Annotated in this window: 14 protein-coding genes; 9 read left to right on the forward strand and 5 right to left on the reverse strand. The window is 59.8% G+C overall.

What is annotated here, in order from left to right; all coding sequences use genetic code 11:
* Positions 1 to 43 precede the first annotated feature (43 nt).
* From PQQ86_RS39170 to PQQ86_RS39200, 7 genes are all read left to right on the forward strand, one after another.
* Positions 44 to 853 carry a TRAFAC clade GTPase domain-containing protein gene (locus tag PQQ86_RS39170; protein WP_408279622.1) on the forward strand — a complete coding sequence of 270 codons (810 nt, stop codon included), beginning with the start codon at positions 44 to 46 and terminating at the stop codon, positions 851 to 853.
* A complete protein-coding gene (locus PQQ86_RS39175; RefSeq protein ID WP_408279623.1) occupies positions 850 to 1,710 on the forward strand; it encodes a TRAFAC clade GTPase domain-containing protein in 861 nt (286 codons plus the stop codon). Before PQQ86_RS39170 ends, PQQ86_RS39175 begins: the two co-directional genes overlap by 4 nt.
* Before the next feature lie 8 nt (positions 1,711 to 1,718).
* Positions 1,719 to 4,352, forward strand: coding sequence for a GAP1-N1 domain-containing protein (locus PQQ86_RS39180; protein WP_408279624.1), 2,634 nt, complete (start codon positions 1,719 to 1,721; stop codon positions 4,350 to 4,352).
* Between the two features lie 89 nt (positions 4,353 to 4,441).
* A complete protein-coding gene (locus PQQ86_RS39185) occupies positions 4,442 to 4,975 on the forward strand; it encodes a hypothetical protein (RefSeq protein ID WP_408279625.1) in 534 nt (177 codons plus the stop codon).
* Positions 4,976 to 4,989: 14 nt separating this feature from the next.
* Positions 4,990 to 6,015: a DUF6685 family protein gene (locus PQQ86_RS39190; protein WP_408279626.1), complete on the forward strand. Its 1,026-nt coding sequence runs from the start codon at positions 4,990 to 4,992 to the stop codon at positions 6,013 to 6,015.
* Between the two features lie 969 nt (positions 6,016 to 6,984).
* Positions 6,985 to 7,893, forward strand: coding sequence for a hypothetical protein (locus PQQ86_RS39195; protein WP_408279627.1), 909 nt, complete (start codon positions 6,985 to 6,987; stop codon positions 7,891 to 7,893).
* A gap of 11 nt (positions 7,894 to 7,904) precedes the next feature.
* A complete protein-coding gene (locus PQQ86_RS39200; protein WP_408279628.1) occupies positions 7,905 to 8,873 on the forward strand; it encodes a GIY-YIG nuclease family protein in 969 nt (322 codons plus the stop codon).
* Positions 8,874 to 9,204: 331 nt separating this feature from the next.
* On the opposite strand, the gene PQQ86_RS39205 is transcribed toward PQQ86_RS39200, so the two are convergent.
* The 5 genes from PQQ86_RS39205 to PQQ86_RS39225 form a co-directional block, all read right to left on the reverse strand.
* The gene (locus PQQ86_RS39205; RefSeq protein ID WP_408279629.1) at positions 9,205 to 9,492 is read right to left on the reverse strand and encodes a PAAR domain-containing protein; all 288 of its coding nucleotides are present in this window, start codon (positions 9,490 to 9,492) and stop codon (positions 9,205 to 9,207) included.
* A 9-nt stretch (positions 9,493 to 9,501) separates the two neighbouring features.
* Positions 9,502 to 10,608, reverse strand: coding sequence for a T6SS immunity protein Tli4 family protein (locus PQQ86_RS39210; protein ID WP_500862399.1), 1,107 nt, complete (start codon positions 10,606 to 10,608; stop codon positions 9,502 to 9,504).
* On the reverse strand, positions 10,554 to 12,491 hold the full coding sequence (locus PQQ86_RS39215; RefSeq protein WP_408279630.1) for a lipase family protein: 1,938 nt from the start codon (positions 12,489 to 12,491) through the stop codon (positions 10,554 to 10,556). The genes PQQ86_RS39210 and PQQ86_RS39215 overlap by 55 nt, the downstream gene beginning before the upstream one ends.
* A 10-nt stretch (positions 12,492 to 12,501) precedes the next feature.
* Positions 12,502 to 15,192 carry a type VI secretion system Vgr family protein gene (locus PQQ86_RS39220; protein ID WP_408279631.1) on the reverse strand — a complete coding sequence of 897 codons (2,691 nt, stop codon included), beginning with the start codon at positions 15,190 to 15,192 and terminating at the stop codon, positions 12,502 to 12,504.
* A 477-nt stretch (positions 15,193 to 15,669) separates the two neighbouring features.
* A complete protein-coding gene (locus tag PQQ86_RS39225) occupies positions 15,670 to 16,263 on the reverse strand; it encodes an SEN1982 family lipoprotein (protein WP_408279632.1) in 594 nt (197 codons plus the stop codon).
* Between the two features lie 232 nt (positions 16,264 to 16,495).
* Here PQQ86_RS39225 and imuA point away from each other — a divergent pair, with 232 nt between their 5' ends.
* Both imuA and PQQ86_RS39235 read left to right on the forward strand, forming a co-directional pair.
* Entirely contained in the window at positions 16,496 to 17,206 is a 711-nt protein-coding gene (imuA, locus tag PQQ86_RS39230; protein ID WP_408279633.1) for a translesion DNA synthesis-associated protein ImuA, read from the forward strand.
* On the forward strand, positions 17,136 to 18,602 hold the full coding sequence (locus tag PQQ86_RS39235) for a Y-family DNA polymerase (RefSeq protein ID WP_408279634.1): 1,467 nt from the start codon (positions 17,136 to 17,138) through the stop codon (positions 18,600 to 18,602). Before imuA ends, PQQ86_RS39235 begins: the two co-directional genes overlap by 71 nt.
* Positions 18,603 to 18,606 lie beyond the last annotated feature (4 nt).

An 18,606-nucleotide genomic window follows, 5' to 3' on the forward strand; every position in this document is an offset into this window, starting at 1 on the left:
GCCTGATCTAACGACAAGCGCACGGTTTCCTGCAGCTCTTGCAATGACGTTCGACGACGCTGCGGCGCTGATGAGGCGAAAGTATTGTCACGTTATCGGAATCTTGGGCTCGCCGGACGCCGGGAAGACCGCATCGCTCGTTAGCCTCTATCTGCTACTGGCAAGCGCAAAACTGAGGGATTTCGAATTTGCCGACAGCCGAAGCCTGATGGCCTTCGACGAAATCAGCCGGGGGGCACGCCGCTGGAATTCTGGGGAGCCGCCGGATCAGATGACCTCCCATACCGTTCAAGCGGATGGCCGCGCCGCTGGATTCCTGCACGTGCGGTTGCGGGACAAGCGCGATCGAACCTGCATCGACATGCTCCTGCCAGACCTCCCGGGCGAATGGTCAAATTCCCTCATTGATACAAACCGAATTGACAGGTTCGCGTTTCTTCAGGCTGCGGATTGCATCTGGGTCATGGTTGACGGCCGCCAGTTGCGCGATGCAGGGAAACAACGGCTCACCGCACACCGAACATCGCTGCTGATTCGTCGTCTCTCCGAATATCTGCGCCCACATATTCCGCCGGTCAAACTCGTCATTACCCGGCGCGACATGGGAGCGATCGATTCGGGGGCTATCGAGCACGTGATTGAGACAGCCGCGCAATCGGGAGTTCCGCTGGAGATCGTGGAGATTGCGTCGTTCGGGCATGGCAACGGGGTCGCCGCCGGACATGGGATCGAAGATTTGGTCAGGACATCGGTTTGTGGTGCGGCACAGGCCGTCAAAACGTGGCCCGACGCGAAGGCCTCGACCCCGCTGCGGTGGGCACTGCGCTATCGTAATGGAGAGCAGAGCAAATGACATCCCAAGCCGTGGTGCTCGTTGGCGGTCCGGATTCAGGCAAGACCAATTATCTTGGGCGTTTATGGGCCGCTGTGAATGCAGGCAAAGGGCGACTGCGGGCGGCTCGGGCTCCCGGCGACATCGAATATGTTGAGGAAATATTAAGCCACCTGCTTCAAGGCGGGTTCGCACCGCGCTCCGATAAGAACCTTGAGACGCGGCGAACCAATTTTTCGGTTTCTCTGACCCTCGCGGATTCCGCGACATCCGAAGAAATTGAACTGACCGTACCCGACGTGCTCGGCGAATTATGGAAGAACGCGGTCGAAACGCTCGAGATTCGTGAGCACTGGATGAGCAAACTGCAGGCGTCCACTGGCGCATTGCTCTTTGTCCGCATTCATTCAGATCAAAACGTCGCGCCGATGGATTGGGTAACAGCGCAGAGGATCCTTGAGTTGCATGGCGACGAGGGCGACGCCGCCAAGATACCTACACAGGTATTTCTCTGCGAACTCGTTCGCTTTCTCGAGCATACGCTTATCAAACCGCCCCCCTCTCAGCGTCCTCGTGTCGCGGTTGTCGTTACCGCGTGGGACCTGCTTGACGCCGACACCAGTGCTGGCGGTCCGGGCGAATATCTGAGGAAGCAATACCCGCTCTTTGCCGGGCGCATTCTGGATACGGAACGGCTGGAGGTGCGTGTCTTTGGCGTTAGCATTGTGGGCGGCGATCTTACTGACGATGAAGCGTTTCGCCAGAGCTTCGTCGACGGCGATTTGTTGAAGTCCGGATACGTGGTCAGCGATGGCCAGGGTAACCGCGAACGTTCGGATGACATAACGTTGCCGGTCGCATGGCTTGTTGCAGGCTGATGGTCATAATGAACGAAGAATTGATTAGTCAGCAATTGCATGGTTACCGGCGAGGACACGAGTTGCTGGCCTCCTCTATGGAGCTGGTCAGAGAGGATCAGGACGCCGTCGATCAGCTATCTGATATATCCGGTCCGCTCGGCCCCGGCGAGACCTTCGAGCCGTACCTGACGGCGTATCCGCTACCGAGCGGTAGCCACTACGTTCTTGCGAGGACGTGGCAGGATCTGTCTGCTCCTAGGGCAGGATGCGTGCTTACGAGAAGCGTGTTCATTCCTATCTCCGTCTGGTCGACGGCGCAGTCGCTCGCTTCTTTTCTGGCGCTGCTAGTTCCGTTTGATCGTGGTGTCTCAAAGGTGGACGTGTCTTTTCTGCCCACCTCTTCGAAACGGCTGCCGACGGCTAGCGACCCCAGACTCGGCGACCTGGTTGAAGCGCTGTTTCTCGAAACGCGGCGCCCGATTGTCATGTTCGACGCTGCAGATGCAGAGGTTGTTGCCGAACGGCTGCTGGTTTCTTTTTTTCCTTCGCTAAAACGGAAATTCAGTCTATCGACGTTCTGCACCGCGCCACGGCTTTTGGACGGCAAAGACTTTGATCTGTCGTTCGCTCCAATCACTGCGCGTCAACGCTTTTCTAACTTTTCGGGTCGGCGGATTGATGTCGTACCGCGACCCGTTCGGCATCGGTGGACGCAACCTCTGGTCGAGCGACTCTTCCGCGCCCCGAGGCCGAGTCTGTTCGATCCATCGACTGTCAGTTTGATTCAGCTTGACAGGATAGAAGAGGAAGCTGAACTGCGCGTAGCGCTTCTTTGGAGTGAGCTTTGGGCACAAAAGGCTGAGTCGCCGTCGGCGACATTGGGGCTTCTGGATGTGTTGACGTCACGAAATCTCTTGTCGGAAACAATCGGGCAGCTAAGCCCCGTCGTAGTTCGATCGATTGAGATGACGCCATCCACGCACCAGGTATTCGATGCGCTTCAGTTCATCGACACACTGTTGGGCAAGTTCGCGCAGGTGCGCTTACCGCACCGTATTGCCGCTTGCGCCCGTCGCACCGTTGCCGAGCTCGCTGTTTCCGCGCCCAAGGAGGCACTGCGGTACCTGTTACAACGCCGCGAGAATCACGCAACGGCATCTGCATTGACCCTTGCTGGACTTGGTGACGGACTTGAGGCTGTTGGCATTTTGAGTGACCAGAGCGAAGGGGCGCAGGTCGCGGTTCCACAGCTTGTGCTGCAAGTTGGCGCGTGCAGCCGACGCTTTGCGAGTAAGCTCGTCGCACTGTGCGACCATGATGAATGGCGCGAACAGATCAACATCGTCTTTCGCGCATTTGAGTTTTGCGAGTCGCATGTCCAGAAACGACTGCGACAGCGGATAGTGCCACTCCTCGTCCGACCGCATCACTCAACAATATTGCGCTGTGTAATGCGAGGCGCAGACCACGATGCCGTTCTTTGGTCGGTGGCCACGGTCGGGGCGACGACGGGTCTTGGCATTCCGGAGTTCGACGCCCCTCTGTTGGATGCGGTGGGAGACGAGGTCACGCGACGCGACCTGCACAACTTCACCGCACGGTTAACGGAAACGCCCTCGTCCACCAGATTCCTCAGCCAGTCACTGTCCTTGACCAGCAGCGACATCGAGTGGGTCGCCAATAACGACACCTTGAGCGCCGGCCGCGCAGCGCTACTGCTAGCGGCAATGGTAGACGCGGCCGACGATTCCGACCTTCGTCGGACACTGCAGGAGGAATCGACTGCAGCGACAGCATTGGGCGTTGTGCGGTCGTTTGCGGAGCAACACGCTCCGCAGGTCGGGCGGATACTGCTTGCGGCAAAACTGGAAATTGAGGATGCCATATCAGTCGGATCGCGAATTCTAAGTATCGTCGGAAGTCCATTGCAGTATGACCTGGCAAGATCGCTGGTGCAGCGAGCTCTCGCCGAGTCGAGCGCCGAGCTGAACCCAACGATTGTTCAGGTGGTGAACGCCGGCATAGTTGAGATGCCTACGGTGGTGGAGTTTGCGAGACAGCCGTTCAAAGGCCGTCGGTCCGTCGGCGAAAATCTGGCCGTGCTGGCGGCCCTGTCGGGTGATTCAAGGGATCAGGTGTTAGCGCAGATAGATAATCTAAGTGGCCACCTCGCACGATTACCCGTTGCGTCGCTGAACAATTCAGCGACAAGAATCTGGGCGTCGATGATTGATGATGCGAAGTTGGTGAACTATAAGGCGCATCTTTCCGCAACCTGGACAGCGCTGGAGTACGCATTTCGGTTTCCGGGCGCACCTGCCAGTCCGCTGGTCGTGACCTCCTTCCCGGTCGTGTATGAGGAGTTACGTCGAGGGAACGATCCACCGTGGTTTGCGTCAACTTTCTTTTTCGGTGACTGGGACCGCTGCAAGACGCTGCGGCGCGACTTGGTGCGCGCATTCATGACGTCCCAGTGGCCGCCTGGCGATCTTCTGCTCGCCGCCCACTACGCGGGCGAGTCAGGCGAAATTCTGAGACGGCTCGTAAAACAATGGGGGGGGCGCGATTATTTCGTTGCGCTCAAGGGCGACGTCGAGCGGTTCGAGGAGCCTTTAAGGACAGAACTTCGAGAAGAGATAGCGAACTTCGGACGGTGGTAGAAGCGACGTCGTACGATCTAGGTTGAACCACGGATCGCGTGCCAGTGCGAGAAGTGGCTGAAAAGGACGTGTCGGCTATGGATAGGCCAATGGCCAAGGCAAACGCAAACGCAAACGCAAACGCTGTCAGTGAGCGGCATTACGTGCATTCGGTGCTGCGTGAACGGATCGTCGAGCACATGTTTGTCGGCGAAACCCTTCGTACGCTGTGGAGGCGCAATATCACCGACGTCGAGTTATTGCGCTCCGAGTTTGATGCCGGCGGCTACGACCTAGTTATGAGCCACCGCGCCATTGTGCGGCACATTCAACTCAAAGTCTCGGTGGAAGGCGGGAAGAGAGCCAGTGTTACCGCAAGCCTCAAGCTGATGGAAAAGCCGAGCGGTTGCATTCTCTGGATTGTGGTTGCCGAAGATTTGGAATTTCGCTCGTTCCTTTGGTACGGGAACGAGCCGGGAGAATCATTGCCGGATATCCGAGAGATGAAAACCGCAAGTCACACGAAGGCCAATGCCACGGGCGTCAAGGTGGAGCGCCCCGGGCAGAGAGACATTCCTCGCCGTGCATTCGTGCGGCTCGCATCATTGCACGCTGTGCTGGAGCGGCTCTTCGGGCCGCTGTGAAAGGTTCTTGACGAATGTTCGAATACTCCGATTCGCCAGTGATGCTTTCAAAGGAAGCTTTGGCCACAGTCCCTTGCGCCGTTGCGCAACGTGAAAACTGGACATGGTGGCGCCGCACGGTCGAACGGCCCTCGATTGACCACAAAGCACGAATGTTGGCCTGGCTCGCTCTGCAAGATGAGCTGCGGTTGCTCGACCCGGCAACGCTGCCTGTCGCACTCGACGTGCGTGGTCCCTGGATATGGGGTGGGTCGCTGCGCCGGGCTGACTTCGTCCGCGAATACGATGAGACCGGACTTAGCCTCGAAGGTCTTTGGCTGACGCCCACAGGCTTGCGTAGCCGGATAGTGACCTGCCCGGCCGGCAGCATCGCCAACAGCCGGACGGTGGCCGATTTCGCCTTCGATATAACCGACATCGACGGCATATCAAACAGCAGGTCCGAACATCGTTACTTCGCGTCAGTGAAAGATTTTGGCCTCGATTTCTCAACCTATAAAAAGGCCTCTGTTGATGAAGCAGGGTTACACCAGATGCTCGATCACCACGAGGTCAGGATCGTGCAACCGCGGACGACGGACAGGCTCGGGATGCGGTTGTGGGACGGCAGGCTTTTCCTCTACAACGCCGGTGGCTCGCACCATTTCGCGGGCGCTGCATATATTGCGGGACAGCTGCAGCGACCGGTCCCCTTGCGCGCGAGGCTGGAGGTGATCGAACTCAATGAAGGTGTTATCGACTGGTTGCTTGCTTTGTTCGTTCCACTCGCGGTTCCAGAAGGACTTGTGTTAAAGCTTCGTCGACAATGCGCCGCTGTTCTGGGGAGCGCATATAGCCTACCGATCCCCGGCGTATTGGCCACCGGCACCGCGATTCTGCTACTTCCTGCGTCAAACAGTGCTACCGCTGCGGTCTGCGACCTGTTTAGGGCCGTCGGGATCGCAGACGTTCGGACGTGGTTTGAATCGCTGCTCGCCGAGCAGCGAAGCAACCTTCCGGTGCTGCGGCAACGGTTTCCTGCTGCATTTACAGGAGCCTGACCCGTTCGTTGATCGACGCCGCGAGCGCCTGCGGATTTCGCGCGGTGTCGGGCGTTTCAACTCGTGATCGGTCTCGCCAGAGATCTGCTACAAACCATACTCAAGCGCGACGACCAAGCGAGCAGCAATTCCGCGTAGAGTGCCCTCCAGAGCAAGTCGGCTTAGCGCATCTGACGGGCCATCGACGGTCAGCGCGACGCAAATCCCGTCGGAAACCGTTGTCAGCTCGTGGGCCGCGGAACCGTCGCTCGTTCCGAATGACCACGTCACGGAATGCAGGGAAGGCAGGAGGCCGCGCAGTTCCTCGAGGCTCAGAGTCGCGCCGTCAATTAATGACCGCAACGGAGACGGCGAAGTGGGCGTTGTGCGTGCCTCCTGTAATGATAGTCGAATCGACGTGCCGGTAATGGGCGCGATACGCAGATGACGTCGCGCGTAAGCCTCGGTGGGACCGAATGAAATCCCCGTCTTCTCACGAAAATCCATTGTATTTGAGCAGTCGCGCCCCTGTATTCTTTGTGCCAATGTCCCCGTCCATGATCAACCGTGTTTGCGTCTTGACGTGGTCGTTCATCGGACTACGCGAGGCGTAGGTGACGCATCTGAAATGCGTATCGACTTCGACATTTCTGCGGGCCGGTTGACACTGGGGGACCGATTAAGGCCTTGACTGCGCCGAAGGGATGCTCGACGGTCTGTCGTAGCATACGCATCATGCGGGGCTGAGATCAAGGCGGAACCGCATCTCTTTTCGCGTCGAGTCGTGAGCTGAATGCGGGGGATGAACGAGGTACGCGCCCTCTCCGCATTCTTCCGCGTCCCGGGGAGTGGCTATACTTGTCGTACAAAAGAACAGACCACCGGGGCGGGATGAGAGACCAACGAATAGACCAGCGGGCATGCGTGGCTGTATGCCTGTCAGCGATCACCGGCGCCACCCTGCTCCTCGCCGGGTGCGGAGAGCGCTCGGTGTCGGGCACGTACGTGTCGCGCACCGCGAAAAGCGCTACGTTGCTTCAAATCACCGAAACGCCCGACCACCACTTCACCGGTACCACCCGCAACGTTTCCTTGAACAACGACGGGACGCTTGCGACGAGCACTGCCAACATCGCCGGCTCGGTCGATGGGACCAACCTCACCCTGACCGTGCAGGCCACCCCGTTCCCGGTCGGCCAGAACTTCGGCGGCACCGTCACCAGCGACGGCATCGACCTGACCGTAGCGCAGGGCGCCCAGACGGCGGTTGAGCATTTCGTGAAAGGCGAGACCGCGGACTTCAACGCAGTGGTCACTCAGTTGAACGCGGCCGGGGCTCCTGTGATCGCTCAACGGGACCGGGAGCGGCGCGTTCAGGCTATGAACGTCGACGTGAACTCGCTCCTGCAGGACTTGGTGGCATTCATGACCGGCGCTCACCAAGTCATAGCCAACACCCCGACCATCGTCAACTATTACCCCACCGCGGTCACCGCGGAAACGGAGAAGCTGGAGCGTGCCCAGCGCCTCATGCGGGGGTCGACTTACGAGCAGGGGCAGGCCCAGTTCCTCCAAGGCCAGATGCAGTTCGACCAAGGGAAGGTGCAGACCGTCGACGGCGGGATCACGAACGCGACCCGAAAGTCGCAGGAACGGGAGGCGACGCTGGACGCTCACATTGCCAAGTATCAAGGCACATGCCTCGGCGATGGGGCCACCGTGAAGGTCGGCGACGTTGTTCCAGATCAGGGGTCCTGCAAGACGTTGGTCAACGCCGTCCGGGCTTACCGGGCGAACGTGGCGGCGCTCCACCAGGCGCTCGCCAGCGCTGCCTCGGCGAAATCCGACGGCGACAAGAAGCTGGCCGGTATCTGGAAGTCGGCGGCGGATATGCATTGACCGAGGGCGACATGGAAGGCTACGTCTACGTGATGTCCAACAAGGCTATGCCCGGGCTGGTGAAGGTCGGGTACACCACCCGCACGCCGGCAGAACGCGCTGCACGGCTCAACGGGACGCACTCCCCACACCCGGTCGACGTCGAATACTTCATCCGGGTGCCCGACCCTCGCGCCGTCGAACACGAAGCCCACCTGCGTCTGCGCGCCCACCGGGAAGGCAAGGAGTGGTTCCGCTGCTCCCGTGAGGTTGCGATAGCCGCAGTCAAACGATCCGCCAGCGGGGTTGCGAAGGATGAGTTCTCGCGGGTCGAAGAGGAAAAACGTCGGGAGGCGTTTCTGGCTGAGGCCGGTACGGCGGCAGAAGCCCGATGCAAAGCGGTCGCTGAGGAGGACCGCAGAGCCGCGCTGCGTCGTGAGGTCGAGACGAGGTTTGAGCCGCGACTCGCTGTCGGGGTTGGTCCCTCGTACATAAAAGTGTGGGGCTGGTGCTGTCTCGTGTCGTTCGTCGGTCTGGGCTTCCTGAATAACGCCACGTTCATCGGCGTGCTGTTCGGTGGAGGATTGCTCGCGGCCGGGGTTGCGTTCGTCGTCAAAGGATGGCTGGACGACCATGCGGCAAAATCGCCGGCATACCGCGCCGCTGCGTCCGAGCGCCAGGAAGCACTCGACGCGATTGAACCATCGACTGCACCTCCTGCCGCGCAGGCAATGGCAGTGCCGGCGAGCCCGAGATCGGCTCCGGCGACGGCCGCGAGTTCAGCGATGCCAAAACCAGCGCCCTCAACTACTCCTTCCTGGGTGACCGCCGCCGCTCTCCCAAAGGTACCAACCTCATCCCGCGCCAAGGCACCCGTCCAAAGGTCGATCACCGGTGACTACATCGTCGCGCTGCCGATCATGCCGATCGCGATCGACAAATCGCCGGAGCAACGAGCACGTGAACGTGCGGAGCTGCAGGCCAAAGATCCGTCGGCATAGGTGTCGTGCTTCACGTAACGGCGAACGGCCTGGAGCACCAATGCAGGATTCCCGGGAAAAAATATTAAGCTAAGTTTGAGATCCCACTTCGCTGAACAAATTTATCGGCCCAACAGCGACAGTTCTAATACGGTCTACGGCGTCAGCACGTCAGCACGTCAGCACGTCAGCACGTCAGCACGTCAGCACGTCGGAATGCATTTTAGCGACGCGCAACCCGCCATGGTTGCCACGATCGCCAGCAGCATCATAAGACTGAATATGCGCTTCATTATCACGTCACCTTCCTTGGTAGTCGTTATCGGTTCGCTGGGTCAGCGTGCAGCTGCGCCTACACATCAACGTAAGACGTCGTTTGCGACGGCACAAGACGCGGATGCGGTGTGCACTGACAGACACACAGATCATCGCTCAGTGCCGCCTGCCGGCCGTCTGGTCCTGTCGTGGAAATGCGCGCGCCCTCGCACTTGATCAACCCAACGGTCTTGCAGACCGGGCACAGGACGGGATCGGTTTCGTAGGCCTGCTCGCGCCCGCCGAGCAGGTCGTTACCGTCACCACCCTGCACGACGCCACCCACCGTCGTTTTGTCGCCTTTCACAATGTCGTAACGCCGCATCTTACGCTCCTACACTGCACCCGGTCGCGGCCGGAGGCTATTCAGCAGGGCGTCCCATATCTGCAGAGCTCCCGCCTCATCGACCGGCGACGTTGCCTGATCAGGCGGCAGGTCGCTCCGTGAAGACGTGCCCAGCAGCAGTTCAATCGAGGTATGCGGTTGCGCAAGCGTGGCAGGATTGCCCGGTGCCAGCAGATAGAAACGGTAGACCGTAATCGGGCCGTCCTGAAGCGCAAACAGGACCTCTTCGGCGTCCATGCCGGCCACCACGCGCTTGCCCTTGCGCAGGATGCGATAGCTGCCAGGCATTCGATCGAGTTGTGCGCGAAGCTCGGACAGATTCTTGGTGAGCGGTTGACCTTGATCCTGCTCGACCGCATCTCGCATCTTGATCAGGAGCAGTGCAGGTCGGCCCGGCAGCAGCGCAAACGACTGGCTGACTTCTTCCGTGTAGGTCGACGATCCGGTGACGATCCCGCCGTCGAAGCAAAACCCCGACTCCGTCGGCACTGTCCAGTTGTCTCGCGCCTTGATGCGCCTGTAGGTGTCGCTGTAGATATTCTCGGAGTTACCAAGAGCCGACGCTCCCATGAGGCCGGCGGTATGAAAGAGTGTGTGGTCCGCAAAGAGGTAACCATCCGTTCTGAAAGGCATCTCGACTTTCGCCACGCCTTCCTGGTAGATAAAAAACCGCGAATCGTTGACCGGCGAAAATGCCTTCTCCAGCCAGGCCTTCCCGGTTTTCTCATCCAGGTTGACGGGGTTATAGCGTTGCTTCGTACGCAGTTCGTTCTCCCGCGCCTCGACTTTGGTGCGATAGACATCAAGTGAGACATTGTGAGTTGTTTCGAGTTTGTCTCCCCTGTACGCGTAATGTTGATTCGAAATCTCGCTCGACGCGGGCCGGTCGAATACGAGGCGGCCGATGCACCACGGGCGCACTTTGGACAGCAGCGGATTGTTCATCGTTGGTTCCACGGAAAGCGCAAGAGAGCAGGCGCAAAGACCTGCCAGCAGAATGAGGGGGCGAAAGAGGCGAACCATTAACATGTTCCCGGCACCTAGATGTCGTTGACGATCTGGACCACACTGTAAAGTATCGCCCAGTGAGTCCATGGGTGCGCGTAGCTGGTCATGTGCTCGTATCCGCCCTGCACGAACGCCATCTGAACTCCTTTGGCCGGATCGCCAGGCACCTCAGGCTTCAACCCGCGCGCCTGCGCATCGGCCGACCACACCGGCACCGTACCGTCGCCGCGGATGATTCCTGTCTTCGTTGCCACCTGCGACCAGTCAGTCTTGGCATTCACGTCCGGCAACGTGTTCGTCTTCTGGACGGTGAACGTGATGCTCAGTTTGCGTTGCTCCAGAAGCACGCGGATCTCGCCCTTGCCCGAGTCGTGCAGCAACACTGCGGCCTGAAGTTCAGGCGCCTGCACGTCCGATGGCACATCTCCGGTCCAGATTGCGTTACCCCACGTCAACAGATTCTTCGTCGGGTCTCCTTTTTCGATGCCAGGCTTGCTCGTGTCGCTGGCCTCTGTCGTCGCGCTCGACTGTGGTGGCCTAAAGTCGAGACCGCCCTCGCCGTAGGCAACATATGTCTTGCCATGGTAATGATTCTTCAAATGGCTCTGGTTCTTTACAACGGTCTCCATAGTCGATCGATAATAATCCGATAGGCTTGTCTGAAGCCCGCCTGCATTGAGCCGCGTCTTGACGATCCCAGCGGGATCGAGCTGTTTGTCGGGCGGCTGCAAACCGTACCACTTGGGATTCACATACAAATCGTTATACGGATCGCCGTGCTCCGGGAACTGCATGACCACCTGTCCGTCGGGCCGCGCAAAAATCCACCACGGCGCGCCATTGTGATAATCCGGCATCGGCGTCAGCTCCATCGGTCCCGGTGCGTTCGCCATTACCGCCATGAACTCGTCCGCATCGCGCCCCAGCAGACTGCCATTGATGAAACCATTCATACCGCCTTCGGGACTGCCGCCTGTCTTGAAACGCTTTGCCGCCAGAGGAGCACCGGTGGCCGGTTGACATCCATGAAATACGCCGTGCGCAAGACCTTCGAGCCCATGGTTTAACACCGCGAAGCGGGCCACCAGCCCACCCATCGAGTGCGTCAGAATAATGGCCTTGCCCGTATCGTTTTCCTTGCAGATCTCGGTAACGCCCATCAGCCGTGTCGTCTTCCTTGTCTGCGGATCGGGGACGTCCTGACCATTCACCACGTCACGCCCCGAAAGGTCGTTCGACTGCAGCCAGTTGTATCCAATCGCATATACGCGATAGCGAAACTTGGCGAATTTCTTGAATTCCGCGGAGTCCGGTGCGATCACCTGGCCTTTTCCTGCTGCAGCAATGGCGCCGTAGGTCTTCGGATCGGTGCCCAGCACGGGATGGAGTGCCCATTTCTCGCCCTCGGGATCGGGGTCGATCCACGCGCCTTCTGGCTTGCCGAGCAGCATCGGGTTGTTCAACTGTTGCTCGAGCCAAAGCAGGACAGGTTGATAGCCGGTCCTATAGACCGAACCCCAGCCGCGGCGTCGCGCCTCCTTCTCGGTAATCGGGTCTTTCTCCCCAAGGTCGACGATCGGACCGAGCGGCGTCACCATGACACTCTCGGGATCGAAAAGTGTTTCGCGCGACGACGCGCTGCGAAACCATCCCGCGATGAGCGAACACAACGCGCCGAGTGATGCACCTATCGTGTCGGTATTTGGTGCGGACCATGCCGCGTCGCCACTGTCCCTGGCGGCAAGTGGCGAGCCCATCACGCCCGGTATGAAAATCACGGGAATGATGGGGCGCAGATCGTGCAAGGTCTCCTTGGCGCGGGTGTCGTCGGCCGGCGTCAAGGGCGCCTGGGCGGAAGAGTGGCCGTCCTCATCGGTCTGCGACGCGAGGCGGACGACTTCCTGTTCGGCATCGTCGTCGCCGGACGGCTGCCCCTGCGTACCCGAATTGTCGGGCTGATTTTCGCTCATGGATTCTCGCTTATGCTTTGCTCGTGCTGGGCCGCAGCGCCCGGATCACCACGGTTTCGATATCGGTGCTTTTCTGCTCGACCGTATGGCCCAGCTCGTCCGTGACTCCGCTCAGGCGTGTGCCATCCCCACGCACGATCTCGTAAGGGTGGTTCTTGAGCGGGTCGCCGGTGATCCGGTCGCGCAAGAGATACTTATCGTTGAACGCCGGCTTCTCGAGGCTATTCATATGCTCGGCCACCGAACTCGGACCCTGCCGGCTGAACGACGCCGACTTGATTGTGCGTGCACCGCGCGTGCCGTCCTCAATTCCTTCGGGGGTAATACGGATGTATGAGCCCCCGCACTTGAGCATCAACTCGGTCTTCGCGTCGATCTCGATGCTGCCGTTATTGCTCTTGAGCGTCAGGCCGAGTTCGGAGAGTAATCGCAGCTGATCGGTGAGCGCCTGGATGTCGATCGCACCGTTTCCGGCGATCAGTTTCATACCGGCACGCTGGACGAACACGCTGATTTTTTCTGCGACGCTCGCAACCAGCGATTTGCCCACGGCCCAGTACGTGTCCTTGCCGCTGACGAAATTCAGATGCTCGTCCGCGACCATCTGCGCCGACGCGTGCGTGGTAAAACCCATGCTCTCTGGACTCGATCCGAGCATGACAGGTTTGGCAAAGGCATTTGCGTTTCCTGTCCCGCCGCCTGCCGTATTACCGCCTTTGGCCACGCCCGCCTTGCTGTGCTGGGTCGCCTTCGCGAACTGTGAAAGCGCTTCGCGGCCAGGCTTCATATCCTCGGCCTTGGCGGTAGAACTCGCGGAGGACAACGACTCGACGAGTAGATCCGCACGCGCCAGGATTTCGCGCGGCGCGGTGGTATCGAGCGGCTGACCGTCGGCGCTGATTTGATGCGTGCTGAAATACAGTCCCTCGCCCGCGTGGACGGCACCTGCATTGTCGGTGCGCAGGGTGAACCCGCTGCCCGTGTACGCGCCACGTGAATTGCCGTCCTGGACGATCTGGTAGCCGAGATGGAGACCACTCATGCCGTGGCTACTCATGACCCGCATCCGTGGCTGACCCGTAGAGTCATCCATGACGTGCTGGTTATAGCCACCGCCTCCGCCGTATTCCTGGGACTGATAGCCGGAAAGCAGACCGTTCGAATGCCATTGCGGTTTCTTTGCGCCGTTGTAGACGCGATGAAGCGCAATCGGGCGGTCAATGTCATTGCCGATGTGGCCGATCAGCAGTTCTTCGCCCGCGCGCGGCATGTGCACGCCACCATATCCATCGCCGGTATCGGACTGCGCCACACGCACCCAGCACGATGCACGTTCGTCGCCTTCGTTTTGTCGGTCCCAGATGAATAGCACCTTCACCCGGTTCAGTTCATCGGTGTAGCACTCCTGTCCCTTCGGCCCGGCCACAATCGCCGATTCCAGTTTCGCTTCGGGCTTGCGATGTTCGAACGGGCTACGATACGGCACCGTTGTACGCTGCGCTTCAATGGCGACCCGGTAGAACCCGGTGGAGCCGTCCACGTGATTCACACTGAAGTTCTGGCCAGGATCGTCGGTGCGGGCCTGCGCGAGCTGATGATTCAGGCTGTGCGGGTAGTTCGCTTCGTGTCCGGCGAGCGGAAGATTGTTCTCGATGACCCACTCGACTTCGATGCTCGCGAATTCGTTTTGGTCCGCGGCGTCGTGGTCATGCTCGGGATGACCGGTCAGTGTGAAGCGCCGGCCCGCGTCCATCGCGCGCAGGCTACCCACGCCGTGAAAGCGCTTGGCCTGCGACTCCCATTCCTCCATGCGAATCTTCGACAACTGATCGCCACGGTCCTGTTCCGGGTACGTATAGCCACCGGTATATTCGTAGACTTCGGTTTGCGCGGGCAGCGCACCCTGATTCGCCATCGTCGGCACCGACGTACCTTTGGGACTGGAGGGCGTAGACGGGCTTTTGTAGTCGAAGGTGCGCGTCGACAGCAGCACGGATTGAAGCGTCCGCGTGCCTGACCACTGGGTGAGCGCGTCGGCCTCACTGCTCACGCCTGCACGATAAAACCCGACCGTCGCCGGCGAGAGAGTTTCGAGTGTTTCGAGGCGATCAGTGATGACCAGTGTGTGCGATTTGCCGTCGGCTGCCTGCTGCCAGATTCCATAGAGGCCTTCAGACTCCAGGAGTCGGTGCACGAAGTTCCAGTCAGTCTCGTCCTGCCGGCAATATGAGCGCGCCGGCAGCGGTTTCGACAGCGCGAAACGGTACATCCCCTTTGCCTGCGGGTGCTGGTTGAACACGTCCGAGATGATTTCGTCTGCTGCCTTGTCCTGCCAGTGTCGCTGGTCGCGCCGGAACTTCAGGAAGTGCATCCACGAGGAAAAGCCCAACTGGTAGCTTGTAAGATTTCCGTCTGCTCCCAGCCGGCGAGCCGTGTGCACATAGCCGTGATGTGGCAGATAAGACCCATCAGTCTGTTGGATCCAGAGGGTAACGGCTTGGGAGATCAGCGTTTTGAGCTGAACGTCGCCCGAGGTAGATACGCAGTCGAGCAGGAAGAAATAATCGCGGCCGATCCGTGAGCGCCCGGCGACACGGTGGGGCAACAATACGTTGTTGCCAGCCGGAGTATCCAGTTTTAGAAGACGGCCCTGTTGCGACAGTCCGCCAGTTATTGCCCCGATTACGTCCTGCGTGCTCATACCGCCTCTCTATCTGATTATTTCTGCTTTCTCGCGCGATTTTACGTATGACGATACTGCCAAAGCAATCAGATAATTATGAGGAATTGCAAAATCGGAAATTGATTTAATGCGAATTGAATATTAAGGTGGGTGCCGGATCGCAAAAGAATTCAATCAGACGAGCGTGCATTGGTGGCAAGTCATGGCGACGCACTCGCGCACGGCGTTGTCAATGCAGCGACCGCGAGGGCGATTTCGCGGCCCGTGCTGGCCGAGGCGGTGACGCTGGACGGCGAACCGGGTACGTGCGCCGATGGCCTGCCTGCGGCCGCGGTTTGCATTTGTTCGGGCGGCTATCGCCGAGGGAACAATGGGTTTCACCATTCCTTGCGGGCCGAGACAATAACCGGCGCGACTCCACGTCGCACGCGTGCGCAAATCTCCGAATCTTGAGACGACCCCGTATTCAATCGTTCAACAGGAATCCGGAACTGCTCACATCGACTGCGGCTCCCACTGCCCATTTACAAGCTGGACGGGCCACTTTTCCTGTCCATTCCCGCTCAAATCATTCGCAAGCTGTGGAAACGCCTTTTGAATCTCCGGTCGCTTTGCCCACGCGGGCGCATTACTCACGGTGTATGTGTAGTGCGCCGTTGTGCCCTCATAGTCAGCAACTTTAACTAGAGGCTCCCAGCCACTCACTTTGCCGAGTGTGGGCCGCCCGTAGCAAAAAGCACCGTGCACAAAATGTTCAGGGTCCGGCTGAATCTCCTGTTTGGTGAGGAGTTTCTTGCCTTCGTCAGTCAACGAAAACAAAACGTAACCCGGGGAGCTTGGCGTGGGGTTTTCGGTGACAAGTCCGATCGTGGCTAATGCCCTTCCTTGCGTGACCATGCTGAACGGGTCCTTTGCATTGTGTGCTGTCAGCAATGGCCAATCGACGTTCGCGATACAGCGCGGCGGTGCTGAGCTCAAGTGCCTGCTGACAGCAGCGGCTAAATTTGTTTCGTTCAGGTCCGATTTACTTGAACAACCTGCGAGGCAAAGGGCCGCGCCGATGGCGATGAGAGCTTTCTTTGAGGACATAGAGGCGGGCAAATGGCAAATTGTCAGGTGATTTGAACGAGAATTTAACACGTGTCCGTACGCGCAACGGTTATGGGAGCGACCACGCGACAGATTTGGCCCCAATAGTCATTGGATACGCCAATGCATAAGCTGTCGCCATTGCCAAGGCGTGGAAGCCATCTGGTGATGGTCGATCAATTTGATTTGCTACGCGCTATACTGTGTTTTTATACAGTACTCGGGGTGTGCGATGCGTTCGGCACTGATCTCACCGGAAAGCCTTCATCCGGCTTTGTGGCGAGCCTCCCAACTCGGAGGCGGCCACACACGCGTAGTCGCATGCGGCCACATGCAATTAGCGGCGGAACTGCCAGGAGGTGGCTGGCCCCAGGGGACGCTAACGGATCTCCTCATCCAGCAGACGGGATGCGGTGAAATTCGCCTTCTTCGGTCCGCACTCGCCGCAGTCGCGGGGCGACCTGTGATTCTTTTGCAACCGCCGCATCGCGTGCAGCCTGCCGCGTTGGCGTGGTGGGGTCTGTCCGCCGAACATGTGCGGGTGTTGCGCGCTGAAAAGACAGCTGATGCACTGTGGGCGGCTGAACAGGTTCTGCGTGCCGGGACGTGTGCCGCATTGATTTTCTGGCAAACCCACGTCCGGCCGGAGTCACTTCGAAGGCTGCATCTTGCCGCACAAGCGTCCGACACGTTGTTTTTTATGATGCGTCCGCTAGCAACGGCGAGTGACGCGTCGCCGGCGCCACTGAGACTCGCTATTCGTCCGGCGCGCGATGGCGTGAACCTGGAGTTCGTCAAGCGGCGTGGGCCACGGCGCGATGATCCACTCTTTGCACCACTCTCCCCCTCGCCCATCCTGAATGTAAATCGAAATGCAAGTGTGGATCGGCGTCCATCTCCCGTTGCTGTACCTCGAAGTGTTCCGGCCGAAGTGGTCGCCTGACACGGGCGCAGGCGTGGTCGTGCTCGATCGCGAGCGGGTCGTCGCGCTCGATGGCGGCGCACGTGCCGCGGGCGTGCGGCCGGGGATGCGCAAAGGAGGGGTGCTGACCTTGGCGCCGCATGCGCGCTTGTGCGAGCGCGATCCAGGACGCGAGCACGACACGACCGTTGCGCTGGCCACAGGGCTTCTGCAATTTTCGCCACAGGTTGCGCCCGCGTCTGAAAACACTGTGCTGGTCGACGTCTCCGCAAGTCTGCGACTCTTCGGAGGAGTGCGTGCGCTCCTACAGGCGATGAAGCGTGTCGCCGAGACCATTGGCGTCACCGCATCATTCGGCGTGGCGCCAACCGGCGAAGGCGCGTGGCTGCTCGCCCGAAACGGCGGCGGTCGCGCCCTCTCGCTGCGCTCACTCTCGCGGGTGTTGTCAGCCCTGCCCATCCTGTTGCTGCCACCCGCCCGAAAATACGCCGACTGGTTCACCGGGATCGGGTGCCAGACGCTCGGAGAACTGATGCGGCTTCCACGCGCGGGGCTCAGGAAGCGTTGCGGCACCGCATTGGTTGATCTGCTGGATCGTGCGACGGGCACCGCGCCCGAGGTGCACGAGTGGCTTGAACTGCCGCCGACCTTCGCGACGCGCATCGAGATGCCGGATCGCATCGAACACGCCGAGGCCTGTCTGTTTGCTGCGCGTCGACTGATCGTGCAGATGACTGGCTGGCTGGTGAACCAGCAACTGGCGATCGTCAGGTTTTTCGTTGTGCTTGAGCATGAACGCGGCCGCGCGGCGATCGAACCAACGACCATCGACATAGCATTGGCCGAGCCGACCTGGCGCGAGGATCACCTCGTACGGCTGCTGCGCGAGCGGCTGTCGCGCGTCGATCTGGCCGCCGCCGTGATCGCGATAAGCATTGAGACGCGCGACGTTCAGGCCGCGGCGCCCGCCTCTGATTCCCTGTTTCCTGATCCAGGCGGCTCGTCGGCGGATCATGCGCGGCTGATGGAGCTGCTCGTCGCCCGTCTGGGCGCGGAGAATGTCCTGCGACCAGCACCGGCAGCTGATCACCGGCCGGAAGAGGCCGCACGCTGGGTGCCGCTATCAGACCGGACGAAATGGGCACCGCCGCCCGGCGATATGCCGCGGCCGCTCTGGTTGCTTGAGAAGCCGGTGAAGCTGCTGATGCGCGCGCATCGCCCGTTCTACGGAACGCCGTTACGCATGGTCTCCCCTGGCGAGCGAGTCGAGGCCGGGTGGTTCGGTGGCGAACTCGTCACTCGCGATTACTTCGTGGCTGAATCTGACGATGCCGTCTGCTACTGGATCTATCGGGAGCGTGTCGGCAGTCGTGACGATGAAGAAGCACGCTGGTATCTGCATGGGCTATTTGGCTGACTAT

This window comes from Paraburkholderia sediminicola, from assembly GCF_046026675.1.
Lineage (GTDB): Bacteria > Pseudomonadota > Gammaproteobacteria > Burkholderiales > Burkholderiaceae > Paraburkholderia > Paraburkholderia sediminicola_F.